Annotated in this window: 22 protein-coding genes; 11 read left to right on the top strand and 11 right to left on the bottom strand. The window is 72.1% G+C overall.

What is annotated here, in order from left to right; all coding sequences use genetic code 11:
• Window positions 1–82 precede the first annotated feature (82 nt).
• Window positions 83–277, bottom strand: coding sequence for a hypothetical protein (locus ACZ7GJ_RS06230; RefSeq protein ID WP_365927689.1), 195 nt, complete (start codon window positions 275–277; stop codon window positions 83–85).
• Between the two features lie 232 nt (window positions 278–509).
• Between ACZ7GJ_RS06230 and ACZ7GJ_RS06225 the strand changes: the two genes are divergently transcribed.
• Window positions 510–1,469, top strand: coding sequence for a fibronectin type III domain-containing protein (locus ACZ7GJ_RS06225; protein WP_470749960.1), 960 nt, complete (start codon window positions 510–512; stop codon window positions 1,467–1,469).
• A 159-nt stretch (window positions 1,470–1,628) separates the two neighbouring features.
• The gene (locus tag ACZ7GJ_RS06220) at window positions 1,629–3,650 is read left to right on the top strand and encodes an ATP-binding protein (RefSeq protein WP_470749958.1); all 2,022 of its coding nucleotides are present in this window, start codon (window positions 1,629–1,631) and stop codon (window positions 3,648–3,650) included.
• Between the two features lie 160 nt (window positions 3,651–3,810).
• On the opposite strand, the gene ACZ7GJ_RS06215 is transcribed toward ACZ7GJ_RS06220, so the two are convergent.
• Window positions 3,811–3,996 carry a DUF5999 family protein gene (locus ACZ7GJ_RS06215; protein ID WP_365924144.1) on the bottom strand — a complete coding sequence of 62 codons (186 nt, stop codon included), beginning with the start codon at window positions 3,994–3,996 and terminating at the stop codon, window positions 3,811–3,813.
• A 155-nt stretch (window positions 3,997–4,151) separates the two neighbouring features.
• Here ACZ7GJ_RS06215 and ACZ7GJ_RS06210 point away from each other — a divergent pair, with 155 nt between their 5' ends.
• Window positions 4,152–4,592, top strand: coding sequence for an SRPBCC family protein (locus ACZ7GJ_RS06210; protein ID WP_470749956.1), 441 nt, complete (start codon window positions 4,152–4,154; stop codon window positions 4,590–4,592).
• Between the two features lie 167 nt (window positions 4,593–4,759).
• Here ACZ7GJ_RS06210 and ACZ7GJ_RS06205 read toward each other — a convergent pair whose 3' ends face one another.
• Window positions 4,760–5,989, bottom strand: coding sequence for an acyl-CoA dehydrogenase family protein (locus ACZ7GJ_RS06205; protein ID WP_470749954.1), 1,230 nt, complete (start codon window positions 5,987–5,989; stop codon window positions 4,760–4,762).
• A 207-nt stretch (window positions 5,990–6,196) separates the two neighbouring features.
• Here ACZ7GJ_RS06205 and ACZ7GJ_RS06200 point away from each other — a divergent pair, with 207 nt between their 5' ends.
• The gene (locus ACZ7GJ_RS06200) at window positions 6,197–6,841 is read left to right on the top strand and encodes a TetR/AcrR family transcriptional regulator (RefSeq protein WP_385229545.1); all 645 of its coding nucleotides are present in this window, start codon (window positions 6,197–6,199) and stop codon (window positions 6,839–6,841) included.
• Here ACZ7GJ_RS06200 and def read toward each other — a convergent pair.
• Entirely contained in the window at window positions 6,838–7,392 is a 555-nt protein-coding gene (gene def, locus ACZ7GJ_RS06195) for a peptide deformylase (protein WP_470749953.1), read from the bottom strand. The two genes, ACZ7GJ_RS06200 and def, sit on opposite strands and share 4 nt — an antisense overlap.
• A gap of 123 nt (window positions 7,393–7,515) precedes the next feature.
• On the opposite strand from def, the gene ACZ7GJ_RS06190 reads away from it, so the two are divergent.
• The 6 genes from ACZ7GJ_RS06190 to ACZ7GJ_RS06165 all read left to right on the top strand — a co-directional run bounded on the left by ACZ7GJ_RS06190 (window position 7,516) and on the right by ACZ7GJ_RS06165 (window position 12,792).
• Window positions 7,516–8,754, top strand: a complete 1,239-nt coding sequence (locus ACZ7GJ_RS06190) for a MurT ligase domain-containing protein (RefSeq protein WP_365924154.1) — start codon at window positions 7,516–7,518, stop codon at window positions 8,752–8,754.
• 30 nt (window positions 8,755–8,784) lie between these two features.
• On the top strand, window positions 8,785–9,513 hold the full coding sequence (locus ACZ7GJ_RS06185; protein ID WP_365924156.1) for a type 1 glutamine amidotransferase: 729 nt from the start codon (window positions 8,785–8,787) through the stop codon (window positions 9,511–9,513).
• Between the two features lie 191 nt (window positions 9,514–9,704).
• Complete coding sequence (locus ACZ7GJ_RS06180; protein WP_470749950.1) at window positions 9,705–10,730, top strand: 6-phosphofructokinase; 1,026 nt, start codon at window positions 9,705–9,707, stop codon at window positions 10,728–10,730.
• A 109-nt stretch (window positions 10,731–10,839) separates the two neighbouring features.
• Complete coding sequence (locus tag ACZ7GJ_RS06175) at window positions 10,840–11,799, top strand: cytochrome c oxidase assembly protein (protein WP_470749948.1); 960 nt, start codon at window positions 10,840–10,842, stop codon at window positions 11,797–11,799.
• A 32-nt stretch (window positions 11,800–11,831) separates the two neighbouring features.
• Complete coding sequence (locus ACZ7GJ_RS06170; RefSeq protein WP_385229563.1) at window positions 11,832–11,990, top strand: hypothetical protein; 159 nt, start codon at window positions 11,832–11,834, stop codon at window positions 11,988–11,990.
• Window positions 11,991–12,081: 91 nt separating this feature from the next.
• Window positions 12,082–12,792, top strand: coding sequence for a lysophospholipid acyltransferase family protein (locus tag ACZ7GJ_RS06165; RefSeq protein ID WP_470749946.1), 711 nt, complete (start codon window positions 12,082–12,084; stop codon window positions 12,790–12,792).
• Window positions 12,793–12,849: 57 nt separating this feature from the next.
• On the opposite strand, the gene ACZ7GJ_RS06160 is transcribed toward ACZ7GJ_RS06165, so the two are convergent.
• From ACZ7GJ_RS06160 to ACZ7GJ_RS06130, 7 genes are all read right to left on the bottom strand, one after another.
• Window positions 12,850–14,520 (bottom strand): alpha/beta hydrolase, encoded by a 1,671-nt coding sequence (locus tag ACZ7GJ_RS06160; protein WP_470749944.1) that lies wholly within the window; start codon window positions 14,518–14,520, stop codon window positions 12,850–12,852.
• A 194-nt stretch (window positions 14,521–14,714) separates the two neighbouring features.
• A complete protein-coding gene (locus ACZ7GJ_RS06155) occupies window positions 14,715–15,518 on the bottom strand; it encodes an urease accessory protein UreD (protein WP_470749942.1) in 804 nt (267 codons plus the stop codon).
• Window positions 15,515–16,210, bottom strand: coding sequence for an urease accessory protein UreG (gene ureG / locus ACZ7GJ_RS06150; protein WP_470749940.1), 696 nt, complete (start codon window positions 16,208–16,210; stop codon window positions 15,515–15,517). Before ureG ends, ACZ7GJ_RS06155 begins: the two co-directional genes overlap by 4 nt.
• Window positions 16,211–16,231: 21 nt before the next feature.
• A complete protein-coding gene (locus tag ACZ7GJ_RS06145; RefSeq protein ID WP_470749938.1) occupies window positions 16,232–16,906 on the bottom strand; it encodes an urease accessory protein UreF in 675 nt (224 codons plus the stop codon).
• Window positions 16,906–18,627: an urease subunit alpha gene (locus tag ACZ7GJ_RS06140; protein ID WP_470749936.1), complete on the bottom strand. Its 1,722-nt coding sequence runs from the start codon at window positions 18,625–18,627 to the stop codon at window positions 16,906–16,908. Before ACZ7GJ_RS06140 ends, ACZ7GJ_RS06145 begins: the two co-directional genes overlap by 1 nt.
• Window positions 18,620–18,931 carry an urease subunit beta gene (locus ACZ7GJ_RS06135; RefSeq protein ID WP_470749934.1) on the bottom strand — a complete coding sequence of 104 codons (312 nt, stop codon included), beginning with the start codon at window positions 18,929–18,931 and terminating at the stop codon, window positions 18,620–18,622. The genes ACZ7GJ_RS06140 and ACZ7GJ_RS06135 overlap by 8 nt, the downstream gene beginning before the upstream one ends.
• Before the next feature lie 14 nt (window positions 18,932–18,945).
• Entirely contained in the window at window positions 18,946–19,248 is a 303-nt protein-coding gene (locus tag ACZ7GJ_RS06130; RefSeq protein ID WP_470749932.1) for an urease subunit gamma, read from the bottom strand.
• A gap of 315 nt (window positions 19,249–19,563) precedes the next feature.
• On the opposite strand from ACZ7GJ_RS06130, the gene ACZ7GJ_RS06125 reads away from it, so the two are divergent.
• Window positions 19,564–19,953, top strand: a complete 390-nt coding sequence (locus tag ACZ7GJ_RS06125) for a VOC family protein (RefSeq protein ID WP_470749930.1) — start codon at window positions 19,564–19,566, stop codon at window positions 19,951–19,953.
• Window positions 19,954–19,959: the final 6 nt, after the last annotated feature.

Raw genomic sequence — 19,959 nt, 5'->3', positions numbered from 1 at the left:
TTTTTTGTTGTGGGTTTTCTGTGGTTTTTTTTTTCTCCCCCCCCCCCCCCCACCACCCCCCCCCCCCCCCCCCCCCCACCCCCTAAGGCCTGAGACCGGAGACCACGTTCGCGGTGGCCGTGAGGCCGTCGTGGATGGTCGCGGCCATGCTGCTGCTCGCCAGGTAGAAGCCGAGCAGGACGCAGACGATCGCGTGCGAGAGCTTGAGGCCGCCGCCGCGCAGGAAGATCCACGCGAGGACGAGGAGCAGGACGACCACGGAGAGGGAGATCACCATGGGGAACACCTCCTTAGCGGCGCCATGGTGGCGCAGGAGGGGCCCGTGCCGGGCGAAACCCGCGTCCGCCAAACGGGTGTTGACCGTCCGTGACGGTCCGCCGCGCTTGACGGGCGCGGTGGAAATCCCCGACGGGAAAGACGAGTTCCGGCCGCGCAGGTATTGCCCGGCCACCCCGCCGCGTGCCATATATGTCTAGACCTTTACGAGGAAGCGGAGGAAGGGCGCCCCTGTGCGACACACCGCCGCGACGGCCCTGGCGGCCGTGGTGACCCTGACGGCCGCGACGGCCCTGGCGGGCTGCGCTTCCGCCGACACCACCGCCCCGGCCGCCCCCTCCGGACTCACCGCGCAGGCCGGCAGCGCCACTTCGGTCCACGTCATGTGGCAGTCCCCCGCCCCCGCGGACGGCGTGAGCACCTTCCTCGTCTTCCAGGCCGACCGCCTGGTCCGGGAACTCCCCGCCGACAAGACCATGGTGGACATCACCGGCCTCACCCCGCAGACCGGCTACTCCTTCACCGTCCGGGCCCGTGACGCCGCCGGAAACACCTCCGCGCCCAGCTCGGCGGCCTCGGCCACCACCCCGGTCGCCAAAGCCGAGGACCGCCAGGCACCGACGGCCCCGCCCTCCGTCACGGGCCGCGCCCTCGGGCCCACCGCCGCCCGGCTGACCTGGGCCGCGGCCGCCGACGACTCGGGCGTCACCTCCTACGACGTCTACCAGGGCGGCATCCGGATCCACACCGCCGGCCCGGCACAGACCGAGACCACCTTGGACGGCCTCCAGCCGGACACCGTCTACACCTTCACCGTCCGGGCCCGCGACGCCGCCGACAACTCCTCCCCCGACAGCCCGCCGGTGGACGTGACGACCCCGGCGGGGGCGGGCCAGCGGCGCAACACCGCCCCCGCCGAGTTCACGGCGGCCGCCTCGCCCGGCGCGGTCACCCTCTCCTGGACCGCCCCGGACACCGGCCGCGAGACCAGCGAGTACGAGCTGTACGTCAACGGAGCGCCCACCACGGTCATCCAGTTCGGCATCGGCGCGGTGCCCGCCGACCGGGCGGAACACCGGCTCACGGTCACCGAACCCGCCGGCACCGTGTGGACCGTGAAACTGCGCGCCCGCCTGCCCGACGGCAACTGGGGGGCCTTCTCGGCGGAGCGGCGGATCGTGCTCACCGGCTGAGCCGCGCTGGAGCCGTGCGTAACCCGTGACCGGGATCCAGTCCGAACCGCACTTCTGCCAAGGAAGATCACGCACAATACATCCGTGTTCGGTGAGTACTCGGTCAACAACAATCAGCCAGACCCCGCGGGCGGCGTCCCTGAGCCAGACTCTGCCGCCGTGCCGGGAAACCTGCCGCCGGAATCGGCGAGCTTCGTCGGCCGGGAGCAAGAACTCGGCGTCCTCAAAGGCTTATTGCGCGACCACAGGCTCATCACCCTCACCGGCGTCGGCGGTGTCGGCAAATCACGGCTCGCCCTGCGCGCCGTCGCCGACTCCCGCCGCGGACACCACGACGGCACCTGGTGGGTGGAGCTCTCGCCGCTGCGCGACCCCGAGCTGCTCACCGCCACCGTCGCGCACACCGTGGGTCTGGCCGACCACTCCGCGCGCGCCCTCGACGAGGAGCTGTGCGCGTGGATGGCCGACAAGGAGCTGCTCCTCGTCCTGGACACCGGCGAGCACCTGGTCTCCGCATGCCGACACCTCGTGGGTGAACTCCTCCAGTCCGCTCCCGGGTTGACGGTACTGGTGACCTCGCGCGAGCCGCTTGGCTGCCCCGGCGAAGTGGTCGTCGAGGTCCGCCCGCTGCCCTGCGAGGGACCCGACAGCGACGCCCTCGCACTCTTCCGGGCCCGCGCCCTCGCCGCGACCCCGCAGTCCGCGGCGGCCTTCGAGAACCCCGAACGGGCCGCCATCGCCTCCGAGGTGTGCCGCCGCCTGGACGGCATCCCGCTCGCGCTGGAGCTGGCCGGGGCCCGGATGCGGCTGTGGAGCCTGGAGCAGATGGCGCAGCGGATCGGGGCGCGCTTCGACATGCTGTCCGAGACCCGGGCCGTACTGCCGCCACGGCACCAGACGATGCGCACCGCGATCGGCTGGAGCCACGAACTGTGCGAGCCGGTCGAACGGCTTCTGTGGGCCCGGCTCTCGGTGTTCACCGGGGACTTCGACGTCGCCGCCGCGCGGGCGGTGTGCTCGGGCGGCCCGCTGCCCGCCTCCCGCGTGGAGCGGGTGCTCACCGGGCTGGTCGCGAAGTCGGTGGTCCTGCGCACCGAGGAGCGCGGCGCCGGGGCCCGCTACCGGCTGCTGGACACGATCCGCGAGTACGGCCACGACTGGCTGGCGGAGCTCGGCGAGGTACGGACCGTCGCCGACCGGCACGCCCACTGGTACGCGGCGCTCTCCCAGGCCGCCGACCGGGGCTGGCTGGGGCCGGGCCAGGTGGACTGGTACCGCAGGATGACCGCCGAGCACGCGCAGCTGCGCACCGCCCTGGAGCACCTGCTGCGCTCGGACCCCGCGGCGGCCCTGGAGACCGCCGGGGCCCTGTGGTTCTTCTGGTTCTCCTGCGGGCACGTGCACGAGGGCCGCGCCTTCCTGGAACGGGCCCTGCGGGCGGCCCCGCGCTCGGGGACGGCGTACACCGGCGCGCTCTGGGCCCTCGGGCTCACGGCGCTGCTCCAGGGCGACCTGGACGCGGCGCGGGAGCTCGGCGAGGAGTGCCGCCGCGAGGCGGCCCTGCTGGCCGACCCCGAGCCGGAACTGCGCGCCGCCTACCTGCACGCGGTGGCCGTGATGATGCCCGGGGACGCCTCCCGGGCCCTGGAACTGGCCGGGCCCCGCGCACGCGCCGACCACGGCGGCCGGCCCAGCGGCGCGGGCTGGCTCCTGTGCCGGCTGGCCACCGGGTACGCGCTGTGCGACCTCGGCCGCTTCGAGGAGGCCGCCGAGGAGGCCCGCGGCCTGCGGGAGGCGTGTACGGAACTGGGCGAGCGCTGGCTGCGGGCGTACGCGGACTACATCCTGGCCGTCTCCGCGCTGGGCCTCGGCCACCACGGGGAGGCCGCCCGGCACGTACGGGCCATGCTGTCCGGCAAGCGGCTGCTGGGCGACCGCTTCGGCATCGCGCTCGGCCTGGACCTGCTGGCGGCCGCGGTGGCGGCGCTGGGCGACGGCGAGCTGGCGGCGCGGCTGCTGGGCACGGGGCACGCCTGGTGGCGCACGGTGGGCCGCCCGCAGATGGGCTCTCCGTCACTGACGGCCCTGCGGGACCAGGGCGAGCGCCAGGCCCGGGCGGCGATCGGCGACGAGGCCTACGAGGCCGCGTTCCGGGGCGGCGCGGCGGCGTCCACCGGCTGAGCACCAACCGGTGGACGACCTACGTGTACGTACTGGACTGCTCGTGGGCTCCCGTCAGTACGGGAGGGGTCTGCCCGACGGTGTGCGCAGGTCCAGGTCTCGGGGTGCGGGCTTGGGGACGGGCTTGCGGATCAGCTGCTGGCGCATGCTGCCTCCTCGCTCAGACCAGGGCCGGGCGGCGGGGTTCCACCGTGCGGCCGTCGGGGAGCAGTTCACCGGTGTCGTCGAAGACCACGGCGCCGTTGCACAGCAGGCTCCAGCCCTGTTCGGGGTGGAAGGCGACGGTGCGGGCGGCGTCGTGATCGGCGCTTTCGGCGCTCGGGCAGGGGGGCTGGTGGGAGCACATGGCGCACCTCCTCGCAGAGTGGGGCGGGAGGGCCGGTGGTCACCCGGTCGAATCCGCGATCCACGGTGGCGGTGAGTATTGCTGATCGCCACCCCTGGACGGAACCCATATTCGCGGTCCAGTTCAGGGTGTGTATGCCCGATTACCATGCGCTCATGCCCGGTATCCGGATCGTTCACCGAACACCCCTCCCACCGCCCCGGGCATGGCGCCGGCTGACGGACTGGGAACGCCACGGGGCGCAGGTCCCGCTGACCCGGACGATCATCGAAACGGCAGGGCCCACGCGCGTCGGAACGCGCTTCACGGCGCGGACGGGCGTGGGCGGCATCACATTCGACGACCCGATGGAAGTGGCCGTCTGGCAGCCTCCCGAGGGGGCCTCGCCGGGGCTGGTGCGACTGGTCAAACAAGGCCGCGCGGTGACCGGCTGGGCGGAGATCGAGGTCCGCCCGGCGCCGGCCGGCGGCAGCGAGGTCCACTGGCGCGAGGAGATCCGCGTACGGGGCCTGCCCCGCGCCCTGGACCCGGTGGTGGCGGCGGTGGGCCGCCGGCTCTTCGGCCGGGCCCTCAGCCGCCTGCTGAAAGCGACCTGAACCGCCCCGGACCCCGGCCGACCGGTCCCGTCCCGGGCACGACCCGGCCCCGCCCCGGGCCGGACCCCGCCCTGACCCGTGCCGGACCCGGGCCCGAACCGGGCCCGACCCAGGCCCGACCCAGGCCCGGGCGGGCCGGGCACGGGGCCCGCCCGTACAGGCCGCGCCTAGCGGATCGGCATCTCGGAGATCGTGCGGGCGATCACCAGGCGCTGGATCTCGCTCGTTCCCTCGAAGATCGTGTAGATCGCGCTGTCGCGGTGCATGCGCTCCACCGGGTACTCGCGGGTGAAGCCGTTGCCGCCGAGGATCTGGACCGCCTGGGCGGTCACCTTCTTGGCCACCTCGCTCGCGAAGAGCTTCGACATCGAGCCCTCCGCCGAGGTGAAGGGACGGCCGGCCACCGCCATCCAGGAGGCCCGCCAGACCAGCAGCCGGGCCGCGTCGATCGAGGTGCGCATGTCGGCGAGCTGGAAGGCGACGCCCTGGTTGTCGATGATCGGGCGGCCGAACTGGGTGCGGGTCTTCGCGTAGTCGAGGGCGACCTCGTAGGCGGCGCGGGCGGTGCCGACGGCCATGGCGCCGACCGCGGGACGGGAGGCCTCGAAGGTGGCCATGGCGGCGTTCTTCACGCGCTCGCCGCCGCCGTTGCGCGCCCGCTCGTGGGCCCTGGCGAGGCGCTCGTCCAGCTTCTCCTTGCCGCCGAGCAGGCAGGACCCGGGCACCCGTACGTCCTCCAGCACCACCTCGGCGGTGTGCGAGGCGCGGATGCCGTGCTTCTTGAACTTCTGGCCCTGGGAGAGGCCCGGGGTGTTCGGCGGCACGATGAAGGAGGCGTGGCCCTTGGTTCCGAGCTCCGGGTCGACGACGGCGACGACGATGTGGACGTTGGCGATGCCGCCGTTCGTCGCCCAGGTCTTGGTGCCGTTGAGCACCCACTCGTCCTTGGCCTGGTCGTAGACGGCGCGGGTGCGCATCGAGCCGACGTCGGAGCCGGCGTCGGGCTCGGAGGAGCAGAAGGCGGCGACCTTCACGTCGTCGGGGGTCCCGTACATCTGCGGGATCCAGGTGCCGATCTGCTCCTCGGTGCCGTTGGCGACGACCCCGATGGCGGCCAGGCCGGTGCCGACGATGGACAGGGCGATGCCCGCGTCGCCCCAGAAGAGCTCCTCCATCGCCATCGGGATTCCGAGGCCGGTGGGGTCGAAGAACTGCTGGGCGTAGAAGTCGAGCGAGTAGATGCCGACCTTCGCGGCCTCCTGGATGACGGGCCACGGAGTCTCTTCGCGCTCGTCCCATTCCGCGGCGGCGGGCCGGATGACATCGGCGGCGAAGCCGTGGATCCAGTCCCGTACCTGCTTCTGGTCGTCGTTGAGCTCCATGGTGAACTCCGCCATGTCCCCTCCAGGTGTCTCTTGCTTGTCTCACGAGTGGTTACTAGCGGTAACCCGAGCGATCGGCACAGTCTGTTACCGGCGAGTAAGCACTGTCAAGCGCGGTCGGGACCCAGCCCTGGGCGGCCGCCGATTCGATCTCGAGGGTGTGCGGGGTGTTACGTTGCGTGGGCGTCACGCACATCGCAAGGGCGGGGAGAGAAACACGTCATGGAGACCACTCAGCAGGCCGGCGAGCCGGGAGCGGCAGAGCGCCGGCGGCGGGAACTGCTCGAAGCGGCCGACCGGGTCGTCCTCAGGGACGGCCCCAAGGCGTCCATGAACGCCATCGCGGCGGAGGCCGGCATCACGAAGCCGATCCTCTACCGGCACTTCGGCGACAAGGCGGGCCTCTACCAGGCGCTCGCCGTCCGGCACACGGACGCGCTGCTCGACTCCCTGCGCGCCGCCCTCGACGCGCCGGCCGAGCGGCGCCGCCGGGTCGAGGCCACCCTCGACACGTACCTCGTCGCCATCGAGGCCCGCCCGCAGGTCTACCGCTTCCTCATGCACCCGGCCGAGGACTCGCACACCGCGGAGCGCGGATTCGACGTCGGCCTGCATTCGGCCCCGCTGCTGCGCCGGCTCGGCGAGGAACTGGCCAAGGTGATCGGCGAGCGCGTGGACCTCGGCCCGGGCGGCGAGCGGCTCGCCCGCATCTGGGGCCACGGCATCGTCGGCATGATGCACGCGGCCGGCGACTGGTGGCTCGGCGAGCGCCCGTGCGAGCGGGCGGAGCTCGTCGCCGGCCTCACCGACCTCCTCTGGGGCCGCCTGGGCACGGCCGGCAACCGCGCGGACGGCCCGGGCTTCTAGCCAGGCAGCGAACCGGGGCCCCACGGGGCCTTGCGGATCTCGCGGCGCAGCCTGCGGGCCCGGAAGCCCGTGACCCGGTCCGCGTAGACCGTGCCGTCGAGGTGGTCGCACTCGTGCTGGAGGCACCGGGCGAAGAACCCGGTGCCGTCTATCCGCACGGGCGCGCCGTCCGAGGTGACCCCTTCCACCACCGCGTGGTCGAAGCGGACCGTGCCCGCCTCCAGCCCCGGCAGGGACAGGCAGCCCTCGGGCCCGCGGAACTCGTCCCCGTCGGCCGTCACCAGGCGCGGATTGACCACGTGCCCGACGTGGCGGACGTCCTCGTCGTCGGGGCAGTCGTAGACGAACACCCGCTGCCCGACGCCGATCTGGTTCGCGGCGAGGCCGACGCCCTCGGCGCCGTACATCGTGGCGAACATGTCCTCGATGAGCCGGTCCAGGGCGGGGCCGAACTCGGTGACCTCCGCGCAGGCCGAGTGGAGCACCGGGTCACCGAACAGGCTCATGGTGCGGACGATGCCGGTGGTACCGGGGATGGGGCGCTGTCGCATGGCCGTAAGGGTACGACGGGCGACTATATGAGGAGATCTTCGGCAGCTCGGGGGCGCCGCGGTCAGGGCCCGGGCCGGTACTGGATAGGCTGGGGGCGACCGACGCAAGGAGGACAAGGGACGATGGCAGGCAACACAGAGCCGCTTTCGCCGCGGGCCAAGCTGGCCGTGACGGCGGGCAAGGCCGCGGCGGCGGTGTCGCGGGCCGCGGGACGCGGAAGCGGATCGGTGATCGGCGGCAAGGTCGCACTCAAACTCGACCCCGATCTTCTCGGCGCGCTGGCGCAGCATCTCGACGTCGTCCTCGTCTCGGCGACGAACGGCAAGACCACGACGACCCGGCTGATCGCGGAGGCCCTTCGGGCCAGCGGTCCCGTCGTCTCCAACGCCCTCGGCGCGAACATGCCGGCAGGCATCACCTCCGCCCTCGCGGGCGGCTCCGACGCCAAGTACGGCGTCATCGAGGTGGACGAGAAGTACCTGGCCGGAGTGGCCCGGGACGTCACCCCCAAGGTGATCGCCCTGCTGAACCTCTCCCGCGACCAGCTGGACCGCGCCGCCGAGACCCGCATGCTCGCGGAGAAGTGGCGCGAGGGCCTCTCCGGCTCCAAGGCGGTCATCGTCGCGAACTGCGACGACCCGCTGATCGTGTGGTCCGCCTCGTCCTCGCAGAACGTGGTGTGGGTCGCGGCCGGCCAGGAGTGGAAGGACGACGCCTGGTCGTGCCCCTCCTGCGGTGGCGTCATGCAGCGCCCGGGCGACGACTGGTTCTGCGGCGAGTGCGGCTTCCGCCGCCCCGTCCCGAGCTGGGTGCTCTCGGGCGACCACGTGCTCGACCCGCACGGCAGCGCCTGGCCGATCCACCTCCAGCTGCCCGGCCGCGCCAACAAGGCGAACGCCGCCACCTCGGCCGCCGTGGCCGCGGTCTTCGGCGTGCCGCCGCAGGTCGCGCTGGAGCGCATGTACCAGGTGCAGGCCGTCGCCGGCCGCTACGACGTGGTCGGCTTCCAGGGCCGTGAGCTGCGGCTGCTGCTCGCGAAGAACCCGGCGGGCTGGCTCGAAACGTTTTCGCTGATCGACCCGCCGCCGACCCCGGTGATCCTCTCGGTGAACGCGCGCGGCGCCGACGGCACCGACACCTCCTGGCTGTGGGACGTGGACTACACGCGCCTCGCGGGCCACCCCATCTTCGTCATCGGCGACCGCAAGCTGGACCTCGCGGTCCGCCTGGAGGTCGCGGGCCTGGACTTCCGGGTGTGCGAGACCCTCGACGAGGCCGTGCAGCTGGCGCCGCCCGGACAGATCGAGCTGATCGCCAACTACACCGCCTTCCAGGACGTGCGCCGCCGCGTCGGCAACTAGCGCCCCTTCAGAACCGCAGAGGACACGAGCATGAGCGACAACAGCCTGCGTCTGGTGTGGGTCTACCCCGACCTGCTGAGCACGTACGGAGACCAGGGCAACGCCCTCGTCGTGGAACGCCGGGCGCGCCGCCGCGGCCTGGACGTGGAGCGCGCGGACGTGCGCAGCGACCAGCCGATCCCGACCTCGGGCGACATCTACCTGATCGGCGGCGGCGAGGACCGGCCGCAGCGCCTGGCCGCGGAGCGGCTGCTGCGCGACGGCGGTCTGGAGCGGGCCGTCTCGAACGGGGCGATCGTCTTCTCCGTCTGCGCCGGCTACCAGATCCTCGGCCGGGAGTTCGTCAACGACATGGGCGAGCGCCAGGAGGGCCTCGGCCTGCTGGACGTGGTCACCGTGCGCGGTGAGGGCGAGCGGTGCGTCGGCGACGTCCTCGCCGACATCGACCCCCAGCTCGGCCTGCCGCAGCTGACGGGCTTCGAGAACCACCAGGGCGTCACGCACCTCGGCCCGACGGCGAAGCCGTTCGCCCGGACCCGCCTGGGCCGCGGCAACGGCACGGGCGACGGCACCGAAGGCGCGTACAACGACACGGTGTTCGGCACCTACATGCACGGCCCCGTGATGGCCCGCAACCCGCAGATCGCGGACCTGCTGCTCAAGCTGGCCCTCGATGTGAACGCGCTGCCGCCCATCGACGACCGCTGGTACGAGGCGCTGCGCGCCGAGCGCATCGCGGCGGCCACCCAGCCCGCGTAATTCGCAGGTCGCACTCCGTACGGCCCGGATCCCCCTCGGGGGGTCCGGGCCGACGTGCGTTCGCACAGATGATCTGACCAGCATGTGGAGGATGGTTCAGTCCACCGCCGGTCCACTTGTAGGGTGCAGGGTAGTTCCAACCGGACGACGTGGTCCGGTCGTCGGCCCACGTTGCAAAGGTCATTCCTGCCATGCGCATTGGTGTGCTCACTTCCGGAGGCGACTGCCCCGGCCTCAACGCCGTCATACGCTCCGTCGTGCACCGCGCCGTCGTCGACCACGGGGACGAGGTCATCGGCTTCGTCGACGGCTGGCGCGGCCTGCTGGAGTGCGACTACCGCAAGCTCGACCTGGACGCCGTGAGCGGCATCCTGGCCCGCGGCGGCACGATCCTGGGCTCCTCCCGGGTCCAGCCCGCGCACCTGCGCGACGGGGTCGAGCGGGCCCGCGGCCACGTCGCCGACCTCGGTCTGGACGCCATCATCCCGATCGGCGGCGAAGGCACCCTGAAGGCCGCCCACCTGCTCTCGCAGGCCGGTCTGCCCATCGTCGGCGTCCCCAAGACCATCGACAACGACATCGCCTCCACCGATGTCACCTTCGGCTTCGACACCGCCGTCGGCGTGGCCACCGAGGCCCTGGACCGGCTGAAGACCACCGCCGAGTCCCACCAGCGCGTGATGGTCGTGGAGGTCATGGGCCGCCACACCGGCTGGATCGCCCTGCACTCGGGTATGGCGGCCGGCGCGCACGCGATCGTCGTCCCGGAGCGCCCCTTCGACATCGAGGAGCTGACGGCGATCGTCGGCGAGCGCTTCTCGGCGGGCAAGCGGTTCGCGATCGTCGTCGTCGCCGAGGGTGCCAAGCCCGCCGAGGGCTCGATGGAGTTGGAGCAGGGCGGCACCGACATGTACGGCCACGAGCGGTTCGCCGGTATCGGCAACCGACTCGCCGTGGAGCTGGAGCAGCGGCTCGGCAAGGAGGCCCGGCCGGTGATCCTGGGCCACGTCCAGCGCGGCGGCACCCCCACCGCGTACGACCGGGTCCTCGCCACGCGCTTCGGCTGGCACGCGGTGGAGGCCGCCCACCGCGGCGAGTTCGGGATGCTGACCGCGCTGCGCGGCACCGACATCGTGATGGTGCCGCTCGCCGAAGCGACCTCGACCCTCAAGACGGTGCCGGCCGAGCGGTACTCCGAGGCGCAGAACGTCCTGTGAAATGACCGCCGCGTGATATTTCCCCCCTTCTGACACCGCCCCCGGACGAATCGCCGTCCCGGGGCGGCATTACTGTGGTGGGGCACCACAGGTCAAGGGAGTGGAAGAGATGAATCACCTCGCGCACGCGGGCATGGACATGGATATGGACCTGCCGCCGTTCACGCTCGGGCGCGGGCTGGAGTTCTCCTTCGACGCCTTCTTCCTGATCGGCTCCCTGGTGGGCCTCGGCCTCTACGCGTGGGGCGTGGTGCGGCTGCGCCGGCGGGGGGACTCCTGGTCACCGGGCCGGACCGTCGCCTTCACGGCCGGTGTGCTGAGCGTGGCCCTGGTGATGTGCACCAAGCTGAACGACTACGGCATGGTCATGTTCAGCGTGCACATGGTCCAGCACATGGTCATCAGCATGCTCTCCCCGATCCTGCTGCTGCTCGGCGCGCCCGTGACGCTGGCGCTGCGCGCGATCCCGCCCGCCGCGCGAGGGGTCAAGGGGCCGCGCGAGCTGCTGCTGATGCTGCTGCACAGCCGCTACATGAAGGTGATCACCCACCCGGTGTTCACCATCCCGCTGTTCATCGCGAGCCTCTACGGCCTGTACTTCACGCCGATCTTCGACTTCCTGATGGAGTCCAAGACCGGGCACATCGCGATGATGGTCCACTTCCTCGCCGTCGGCCTGGTCTTCTTCTGGCCGATCATGGGCGTCGACCCGGGCCCGCACCGCCCCGGCTACGTGATGCGGATGCTGGAGCTGTTCGCGGGGATGCCCTTCCACGCCTTCTTCGGCATCGCGCTGATGATGGCGAGCGAGCCGATGGTCAAGACGTACGCGACTCCCCCGGCCTCCCTCGGCATCGACCCGCTGCTCGACCAGCAGTGGGGCGGCGGCATCGCCTGGGCCTTCAGCGAGGTCCCCTCGGTGCTGGTGCTGATCGCGCTGGTCTACCAGTGGTACCACTCGGAGCAGCGGGCGGCGAAGCGCTCCGACCGGGCCGCGGACCGCGACGGCGACCAGGAGCTGGAGGCGTACAACGCCTATCTCGCCACACTCCAAGCGCGTGGCCAGTAGCGCGGGACCGCCTCCGCGCGCCACCATGGGGCATGACCGGATCCGTTAAGGCGATGGCCGTGATGACCTTCGCCGCCCTGGTGGCCGTGGCCGCCTACTCCGTGGCCCTCGGCAGCAACGGCTGGCTGTGGTTCGGCTGGGTGGTGCTGGGGCTGCTGACCGCGGGAATGGCCGCGTCGCGCAGCAGCTGAGCCCGGAGGCCACCGCCCCCTGCTTCCCCCGCCTGACCGTCCGTAAGATGACGGTGACGGTGACAACGGGGACATCGACAGGAGCGGCCTGGTGTTCTACCACTTGCTCAAGCACGTGTTGCTCGGTCCGCTGCTGCGGCTGCTGTTCCGGCCCCGGATCGAGGGTCTGGAGCACATCCCGCAGGAGGGGGCCGCGATCGTCGCGGGCAATCACCTGTCGTTCTCCGACCACTTCCTGATGCCCGCGATCCTCAAGCGGCGGATCACCTTCCTCGCCAAGGCCGAGTACTTCACCGGCCCCGGGCTCAAGGGCCGGCTCACCGCGGCCTTCTTCCGCAGCGCCGGGCAGATCCCGGTGGACCGCTCCGGCAAGGACGCCGGCCAGGCAGCGCTGCGCGAGGGGCTGGGCGTACTGTCCGGGGGCGATCTGCTGGGGATCTACCCCGAGGGCACGCGCTCGCACGACGGGCGGCTCTACAAGGGCAAGGTGGGCGTCGCCGCGATGGCGCTCGGCGCCGGGGTGCCGGTCGTACCGTGCGCGATGGTCGGCACCTTCGAGATCCAGCCGCCCGGACAGAAGATCCCGAACATCCGGCGCGTGACGATCCGCTTCGGCCGGCCGCTGGACTTCTCCCGGTACGCGGGAATGGAGGGTGAGCGGGCCGTACTGCGGGCCGTCACCGACGAGATCATGTACGAGATCCTGGAGCTCTCCGGCCAGGAGTACGTCGACCGGTACGCCGCCGAGGTCAAGGCCGAGGAGGAGCAGGCGCGGAAGAAGGCCCGGCGCAGGACGCGCTGAGCCTTCTCCCGCGCAGGTACCGCGGGTGGTGCCGGTACTACGGGGTACCGCCCTTTGCTAGCGGACCGCGGGAAGGTCCGCGAGCGCCGGCAGGTCGGAGGCCGGAGCCTCGGCGAGCGACTTCGCGGCGGCCGGGGCCGGCGCGACCGGGGTGGCGTGCGGGGCGCACTTCACGTCCTTGGCGTCCACCTTGCCGGTGAGCAGGTAGGTGTCCACCCGGGTGTTGATGCAGGGGTTCACCAGGCTGGTGACACCGTGCGAGCCGGCGTTCTGCTCGGTGATCAGACGCGAGCCGCCGAGCTTGCGGTGCAGCGAGACCCCGCCGACGTACGGCGTGGCCGCGTCGCGCTCGGACTGGACGATCAGGACCGGCGGCAGACCCTGACGGGCGCCGGCGCCGACCTCGATCGGGGTGCTCTGCTTGGACTTCCAGGTCGCGCAGGGCAGGTTCATCCAGGCGTTGGACCAGGTCAGGAACGGGTACTTCTCGTGCAGCTTGGAGTTGTCCCGGTTCCACTTGGACCAGCTGGTGGGCCACTTGGCGTCGGCGCACTCGACCGCGGTGTAGACGGCGTTGCCGTTCTCCGCCGAGATGTTGCCCTTGGTGTCGGACATGTCCGGGGCGATGGCGTCGATCAGGGCCTGCTCGTCACCGGCCAGGTACGCGCTCCAGGTCTGGGCGACGGGCACCCAGGAGGAGTCGTAGTACGGGGCGCCCTGGAAGAAGCCGATCAGCTCGGCCGGGCCGACCACGCCGCCGAGCGGGTTGGCCTTGGCCTTGGCGCGCAGCTCCTGCCACTTGGCCTCGACCTTGGCGCGGGTGTCGCCGATGTGGAAGACGGAGTCGTTCTTGGCGACCCAGTCCTGCCAGTCGTTCCAGCGCATCTGGAAGGCCACGTCCTGGCCGAGGTTGGCCTCGTACCAGATGTTGTCCTGGTCCGGGTCGACCACGCTGTCGACGATCATGCGGCGCACATGGGTCGGGAACAGGGTCGCGTAGACCCCGCCGATGTAGGTGCCGTAGGAGACGCCGAGGAAGTTCAGCTTCTGCTCGCCGAGGGCGGCACGGATGACGTCCAGGTCACGCGCGGTGTTCGGCGTGGTCATGAACGGCAGCATCTCGCCGCTGCGCTCCTGGCAGCCGTCCGCGTACTCGGCGGCGAGCTTGCGCTGGGCGTTCTTGTCGGCCTCGCTGTCGGGGACCGGGTCGGCCTTGGGGGCCTTGACGAACTCCTGCGGGTCGATGCAGGAGATCGGCGCGGAGTGGCCGACGCCGCGGGGGTCGAAGCCCACGAAGTCGTACGCCTTGGAGGCGTTCACCCACAGCGGGGCCTTGGTGGTGACGCGGCGCGGGAAGCGCATGCCGGAGCCGCCGGGGCCGCCGGGGTTGTAGACGAGCGCGCCCTGACGCTCCTCCTTGGTACCGGTGCTGGCGATCCGGTCGACCGCGAGCTCGATCGTCTTGCCGAACGGCTTCTTGTAGTCGAGCGGGACCTTCACCCAGCCGCACTGGATGGGCTTCTCGAAGCCCCAGTCGGCGGGACAGTCCTTCCAGTCGATCCCGGCGCGGGCCGCGCGGGCGGCGGCGATCTGCGTGCCGATCGCCTCGGCGGCCCCGTTGTCACGGCCGGCCGAGGCCGCCGTCGCGGACGGAGCGAGCAGCAGGCTCGCCGCCAGCGTGCCGGTGATCAAAGTGGCGGCGCTCCCCAGCGCCGCGTTGCGTATCACGTGGTTGTTCCCCCTGCGTCATGTGCCGCCGTGGGCGGCCTGGTTCGTACGGGTCGGTCGTCGGCGTTGCAGGGGGATCCTTTCGCCTGACGTGTCTCCGGCAACAGAGCACGGTCGTGTTCTTTGCCAACCCGATAACCGGAAAGGTGTGTACCGCTGAGCGGTGTCCGGTACGTCCGGGGTTCCCCTGCGCGTCACCAACCGTAGGTACGGCAGGCGGCGTCGAGCAGTTCGCGCAGCCGCAGGGCGTCCGGCGCCATGGCCGTCACCAGGACGGCAGGACCGGCCAGCGGGGTGGCCGCGGCGAACTCGCCGAGCACCGCGGCGGTGGGCGGCGCCTGCTCGAAGTCCGGGTCGACGACCAGGAGTTGGCCGAGCGCGCGGTGCCCCGCGAGCCCCGCCGGGCCGTCCCAGCCGCCGGGCGCGCCGGGGCCGCAGGCCAGCTCCTGGTCCAGGAGCGGGCGACCGCCGCGGGTCACGGTGAGGCGGCTGCGCAGCAGGCCCGGGGCCTCGCGGGTGCGGCCCAGCACCTGCTCCTCCCGCAGCAGCAGCCGGGCGGTGGGGGCGAGTTCCGCCCGGGTGCGCACCCGCAGCCGACTGCCACGGACCGAGACGAGCGGCTCCGGCAGCCACCGCACCCGCGCGTCCTCGGCCAGGGTCAGCCGTACGTCGTACCGCGCGGGCTGGCCGCCCCGGCCGGGCAGGGCGAGGGTGGCCGCGGCCGAGCGCAGGAGCAGCCGGGCGCCCGGGCCCGCCTCGGCCTCGACCGCGAGGTGGTCACCGCCGAGGGGGGCGCTCATGGCGCCGACCAGCATGACGCCCGCTTCCGCCGCGGTCGCCCCGCCCCGGGTGCGGCGCAGGGCGAGCGGCCCCTCCCCCGCCAGCACCGTCAGCGCGGTGCCGCCGCGCCCGTCGGCGGCCGCGCGGATGCGGGCGGTGGCCCGCAGTCCCGCCGCCGGGGCGGGTGCCGTGAGGTCGGCGGCCGGCGCGCCGGTCACCGTACGACCCAGGCGGCCATCCGCTCGCGCACCCAGTCGGCCACCCCGGTCACGCCCTCGGGGCCGCGCAGGGACTGGAAGGCGACCGGCAGTGCACCGCGCTGTTCGGCGGCGTCGCGGGCCATCCGGTCCAGGTCGGAGCCGACGTGGGGGGCCAGGTCGGTCTTGTTGACGACGAGCAGGTCGGCGGTGGTGACGCCGGGGCCGCCCTTGCGCGGGATGTCGTCGCCGCCGGCCACGTCGATGACGAAGATCTGGGCGTCGACCAGGCCCCGGGAGAAGGTGGCGGTGAGGTTGTCGCCACCGGACTCGACGAGGATCAGGTCGAGCGGTCCGCTCTCCAGGAAGGCCTCCTCCAGTTCCTCCACGGCCTCCAGGTTGGCGGAGATGTCGTCGCGGATCGCGGTGTGCGGGCAGGCCCCGGTCTCCACGGCGGCGATCCGCTCGGGCGGCAGGACGGCCTCGCGGAGCAGGAACTCGGCGTCCTCCCGCGTGTAGATGTCGTTGGTGACGACGGCCATGGACAGTTCGGTGCGCAGGGCCCGGCACAGGGCGGCGACGGTGGCCGTCTTGCCGGAGCCGACCGGCCCGCCGAGTCCGATGCGCAGGGCGCGGCGCGTGCCGTCGGGGCGCATCGGCTCGGCGCTGTGGGTGTGCCGGTGGGGGTGGACCACGGCGTGGTCGAGGTGCATGTGAACTCCTTGGGTGGTGGTTCAGGAGGCGAAGAGGCGTACCGGCCAGTCGGCATGGATCTGCGCCGCCACGTCGAGCAGCGGCGACGAGGCCGCGGGCAGCGCCTCCAGACCCTCCGCGCGGGCCCGCAGGGCGGCGGCCGCCGCCTGCTCGGCCACGGCGTCGAGGTCGGGGGTGAGCCGGGCCAGGACCCCGCTCGCCTCGAAGGGGTCCAGGCCCAGGAGCCGTACGGTGGCCGTCGCCGGCCCGCTGACGCTCTCGTACGCCGCCACGTGCGCGGCGGCCTGCGGCCCGAGCCCGGCCGCCCGGGCGGTGACCCCGAGCACGACGGGCTGGTGCGCGCCGCGCGGGAACGCGGCGGCCAGCGCGTCGAGTTCGGCGGCGGGCCAGGTGGCCCGGGCCGCGCGGAGCAGTTGGCGGCCCAGGCGCCGTGCGGCGGTGCGCAGCGCGGGCGCGGGGGTGCGGGCCTCGGCGACGGCGTCGAGATCGGCCGGATCGAGCCCCAGGGCGGCGGCCGCGGCGATCCCGGCGGCGACGAGGCCTGTGGTGTGCAGGCGGCCCCGGCAGAACTCCTCCAGGGTGGCCGCGTCGTGGATCCGGCCCGCCTTGCAGGCGGCCTCGGCCCCGCCGGAGTGGGCGTGGCCCCCGGCGGGGAAGCGTCCGTCGGCGAGGACGAGGAGTGCGGCGAGGCTCATCAGAAGAGGAAGTATCTCTGTGCCATGGGCAGTTCGGCGGCGGGCGCCGGTTCCACGACGTCGCCGTCGATGGTGACGGTGAAGGTGTCGGCGTCGACCTCGACCCTCGGCATGGCGTCGTTGTTGCGCATGTCGGTCTTGCTCACCTTGCGGGTGCTCTCGATGGCTACGAACGGCTTGCCGAGGCCGAGCCGTTCGGGCAGTCCGTCGTCGAGTGCGGCCTGCGCGGTGAAGTTGAGCGAGTTGAGCGCGGGGGCCCGGCCGTGGGCCCCGAACATCGGGCGGGGCAGCACGGGCTGCGGGGTGGGGATGGAGGCGTTGGCGTCGCCCATCTGCGCGTAGGCGATCTGTCCGCCCTTGATGACGACCGCGGGCTTGACCCCGAAGAAGGCGGGGGCCCACAGCACCAGGTCGGCGAGTTTGCCGGTCTCCACGGAGCCGATCTCGCGGGCGAGTCCCTGGGCCACGGCGGGGTTGATCGTGTACTTGGCGACGTAGCGGCGGGCCCGGTGGTTGTCGGCGGGTCCGTCGCCCGGGAGGAAGCCGCGCCGCTTCTTCATCACGTGGGCGGTCTGCCAGGTGCGCAGCACTACCTCGCCGACGCGCCCCATGGCCTGGGAGTCGGAGGAGATGATGGAGATGGCCCCCAGGTCGTGCAGGACGTCCTCGGCGGCGATGGTGGAGGGCCTGATCCGGGACTCGGCGAAGGCGAGGTCCTCGGGGACGGCCGGGTTGAGGTGGTGGCACACCATCAGCATGTCGAGGTGTTCCTCGACGGTGTTGACGGTGTGCGGCCGGGTCGGGTTGGTGGAGCTGGGCAGGATGTTCGGCTCGGAGACCACCGTGATGATGTCGGGTGCGTGGCCGCCGCCCGCTCCCTCGGTGTGGTACGAGTGGATCGTCCGGCCGCCGATGGCGGCGAGGGTGTCGGCGACGAATCCCGCCTCGTTGAGGGTGTCGGTGTGGATGGCGGCCTGGGCGCCGGTCTCGTCGCAGACGGTCAGGCAGGCGTCGATGACGGCGGGGGTCGAGCCCCAGTCCTCGTGGAGCTTGAAGCCGAGGGCGCCGCCGCGCAGTTGGGAGTACATACCCTCGCGGGACATGGTGTTGCCCTTGCCGAGCAGACCGATGTTGACGGGGTACGCCTCCAGCGCGGCGAACATCCGGGCCAGGTGCCAGGGCCCCGGGGTGACGGTGGTGGCCTTGGTGCCCTCGGCGGGGCCGGTCCCGCCGCCGACGAGGGTGGTGATCCCGGAGGCCAGGGCCTCGTCGATGATCGTCGGGGAGATGAAGTGCACGTGGGCGTCGATGGCGCCGGCGGTGAGGATCTTCCCGTTGCCCGCGATGATCTCCGTCTCGGGGCCGATGACGAGCGCGGGGTCCACGCCGTCCATCGTGTCGGGGTTGCCGGCCTTGCCGATGCCGCTGATCCGCCCGTCGCGGATGCCCAGGTCGGCCTTGACGATGCCCCAGTGGTCGAGGATCACGACCCCGGTGATCACGGTGTCGGGGGCGCCCTCGGCGCGGGTGGTGCGGGCCTGCCCCATCGACTCGCGGATGACCTTGCCGCCGCCGAAGACGGCCTCGTCGCCGGCCCGGCCGGGGCCGCCGCTGAGGTCCCGTTCGATCTCCACGAAGAGGTCGGTGTCGGCGAGCCGGATCCGGTCGCCCGCCGTCGGGCCGAAGAGGTCGGCGTAGACCTGGCGCGAGACCTCAGCCATCGAGCGGCCCTCCGGTCTCGCCGCGCAGTCCCGGTACGGTGCGCAGGCCGCCCAGCGGTACGAGTTCCACGGCGACCGGGATGCCCGGCTCGAAGCGGACCGCAGTGCCGGCCGCGACGTTGAGCCGCAGTCCGCGGGCGGCGGGCCGGTCGAATTCGAGGCCGGGGTTGGCCTCGGCGAAGTGGTAGTGGGAGCCGACCTGGACGGGCCGGTCGGCGGCGTTGAGCACGGTGAGGCGGGTGACGGGACGGCCCTCGTTGAGGCGCACCGGGCCGTCCCCGTAGGCGATTTCGCCGGGGATCATGCGGGGACTCCCTCTCAGACGATCGGGTCGTGGACGGTGACGAGCTTGGTGCCGTCCGGGAAGGTCGCCTCGACCTGCACGTCGTGGATCATCTCGGGGATCCCCTCCATGACCTCGCGGCGGGCGAGAACGGCGCGGCCGGAGGCCATGAGCTCGGCCACGGTCCGCCCGTCGCGGGCCCCTTCGAGGATGTGCGAGGTGATCAGGGCGATGGCCTCGGGGTGGTTGAGCAGGACACCGCGGGCCCTTCGCTTCTCGGCCACGTCGGCGGCCACGTGGATGAGCAGTCTCTCCTGCTCGTGTGGTGTCAGTTGCACAAGAATCACCAAGTTTCCGGGACAAGATCAACCGTCGCGCCGGGCCGACCCTAGAGGCCGTCAACACTCTGTTGACCTGTGCTTATCCGAGCCAAGCGTGTCTTGTCCCAACGCGGGGAAAGGCTTTTCATTCCGACCACCGCCGCTTTGCCGGCTCATGGGTGATCATGAAGGTGATCAATGGCGGGGACCGTGGCGCCACGCTAGGGCCCGCTCTTTTCCACTGAGTTAACCCACGTTTCGGGGAAGTACCCGGTTCAACTCCCGGGCCCCGCGTACCCCGTTCCGTATACGGATCCGCCCGCGAGGAGAGACATGTTTCTCAATCCCGTCCACCACATCACTTTCGACGCCCTGGACCCCTACGCGATCGCCGAGTTCTGGTCCGCCGTGACCGGGTTCCCGATCCACCCCGACGACGTGGAGGGCGACGACGAGATCCTGCTGGAGCCGGGGCAGCCCGGCGTGCCCGGACTGCTGTTCATCCGGGTGCCCGACGCGAAGTCCGTCAAGAACCGCGTGCACCTGGACATCCAGCCGCCGACGGGCACCCGCGACGAGACGGTGCAGCGCCTCATCGGGATCGGCGCCAAGCTCGTGGACGACCAGCGCCGCGAGGACGGCACCGGCTGGGTCGTGCTCGCCGACCCGGAGGGCAACGAACTGTGCATCGAGCGCAGCACCCCGGAGCGGGCCGGGGCCTGAACCGGC

Source organism: Streptomyces sp. NPDC037242 (assembly GCF_055604165.1).
The sequence above is the reverse complement of the archived record's forward strand: the minus strand, read 5'-3'. Positions and strand labels throughout refer to the sequence as shown.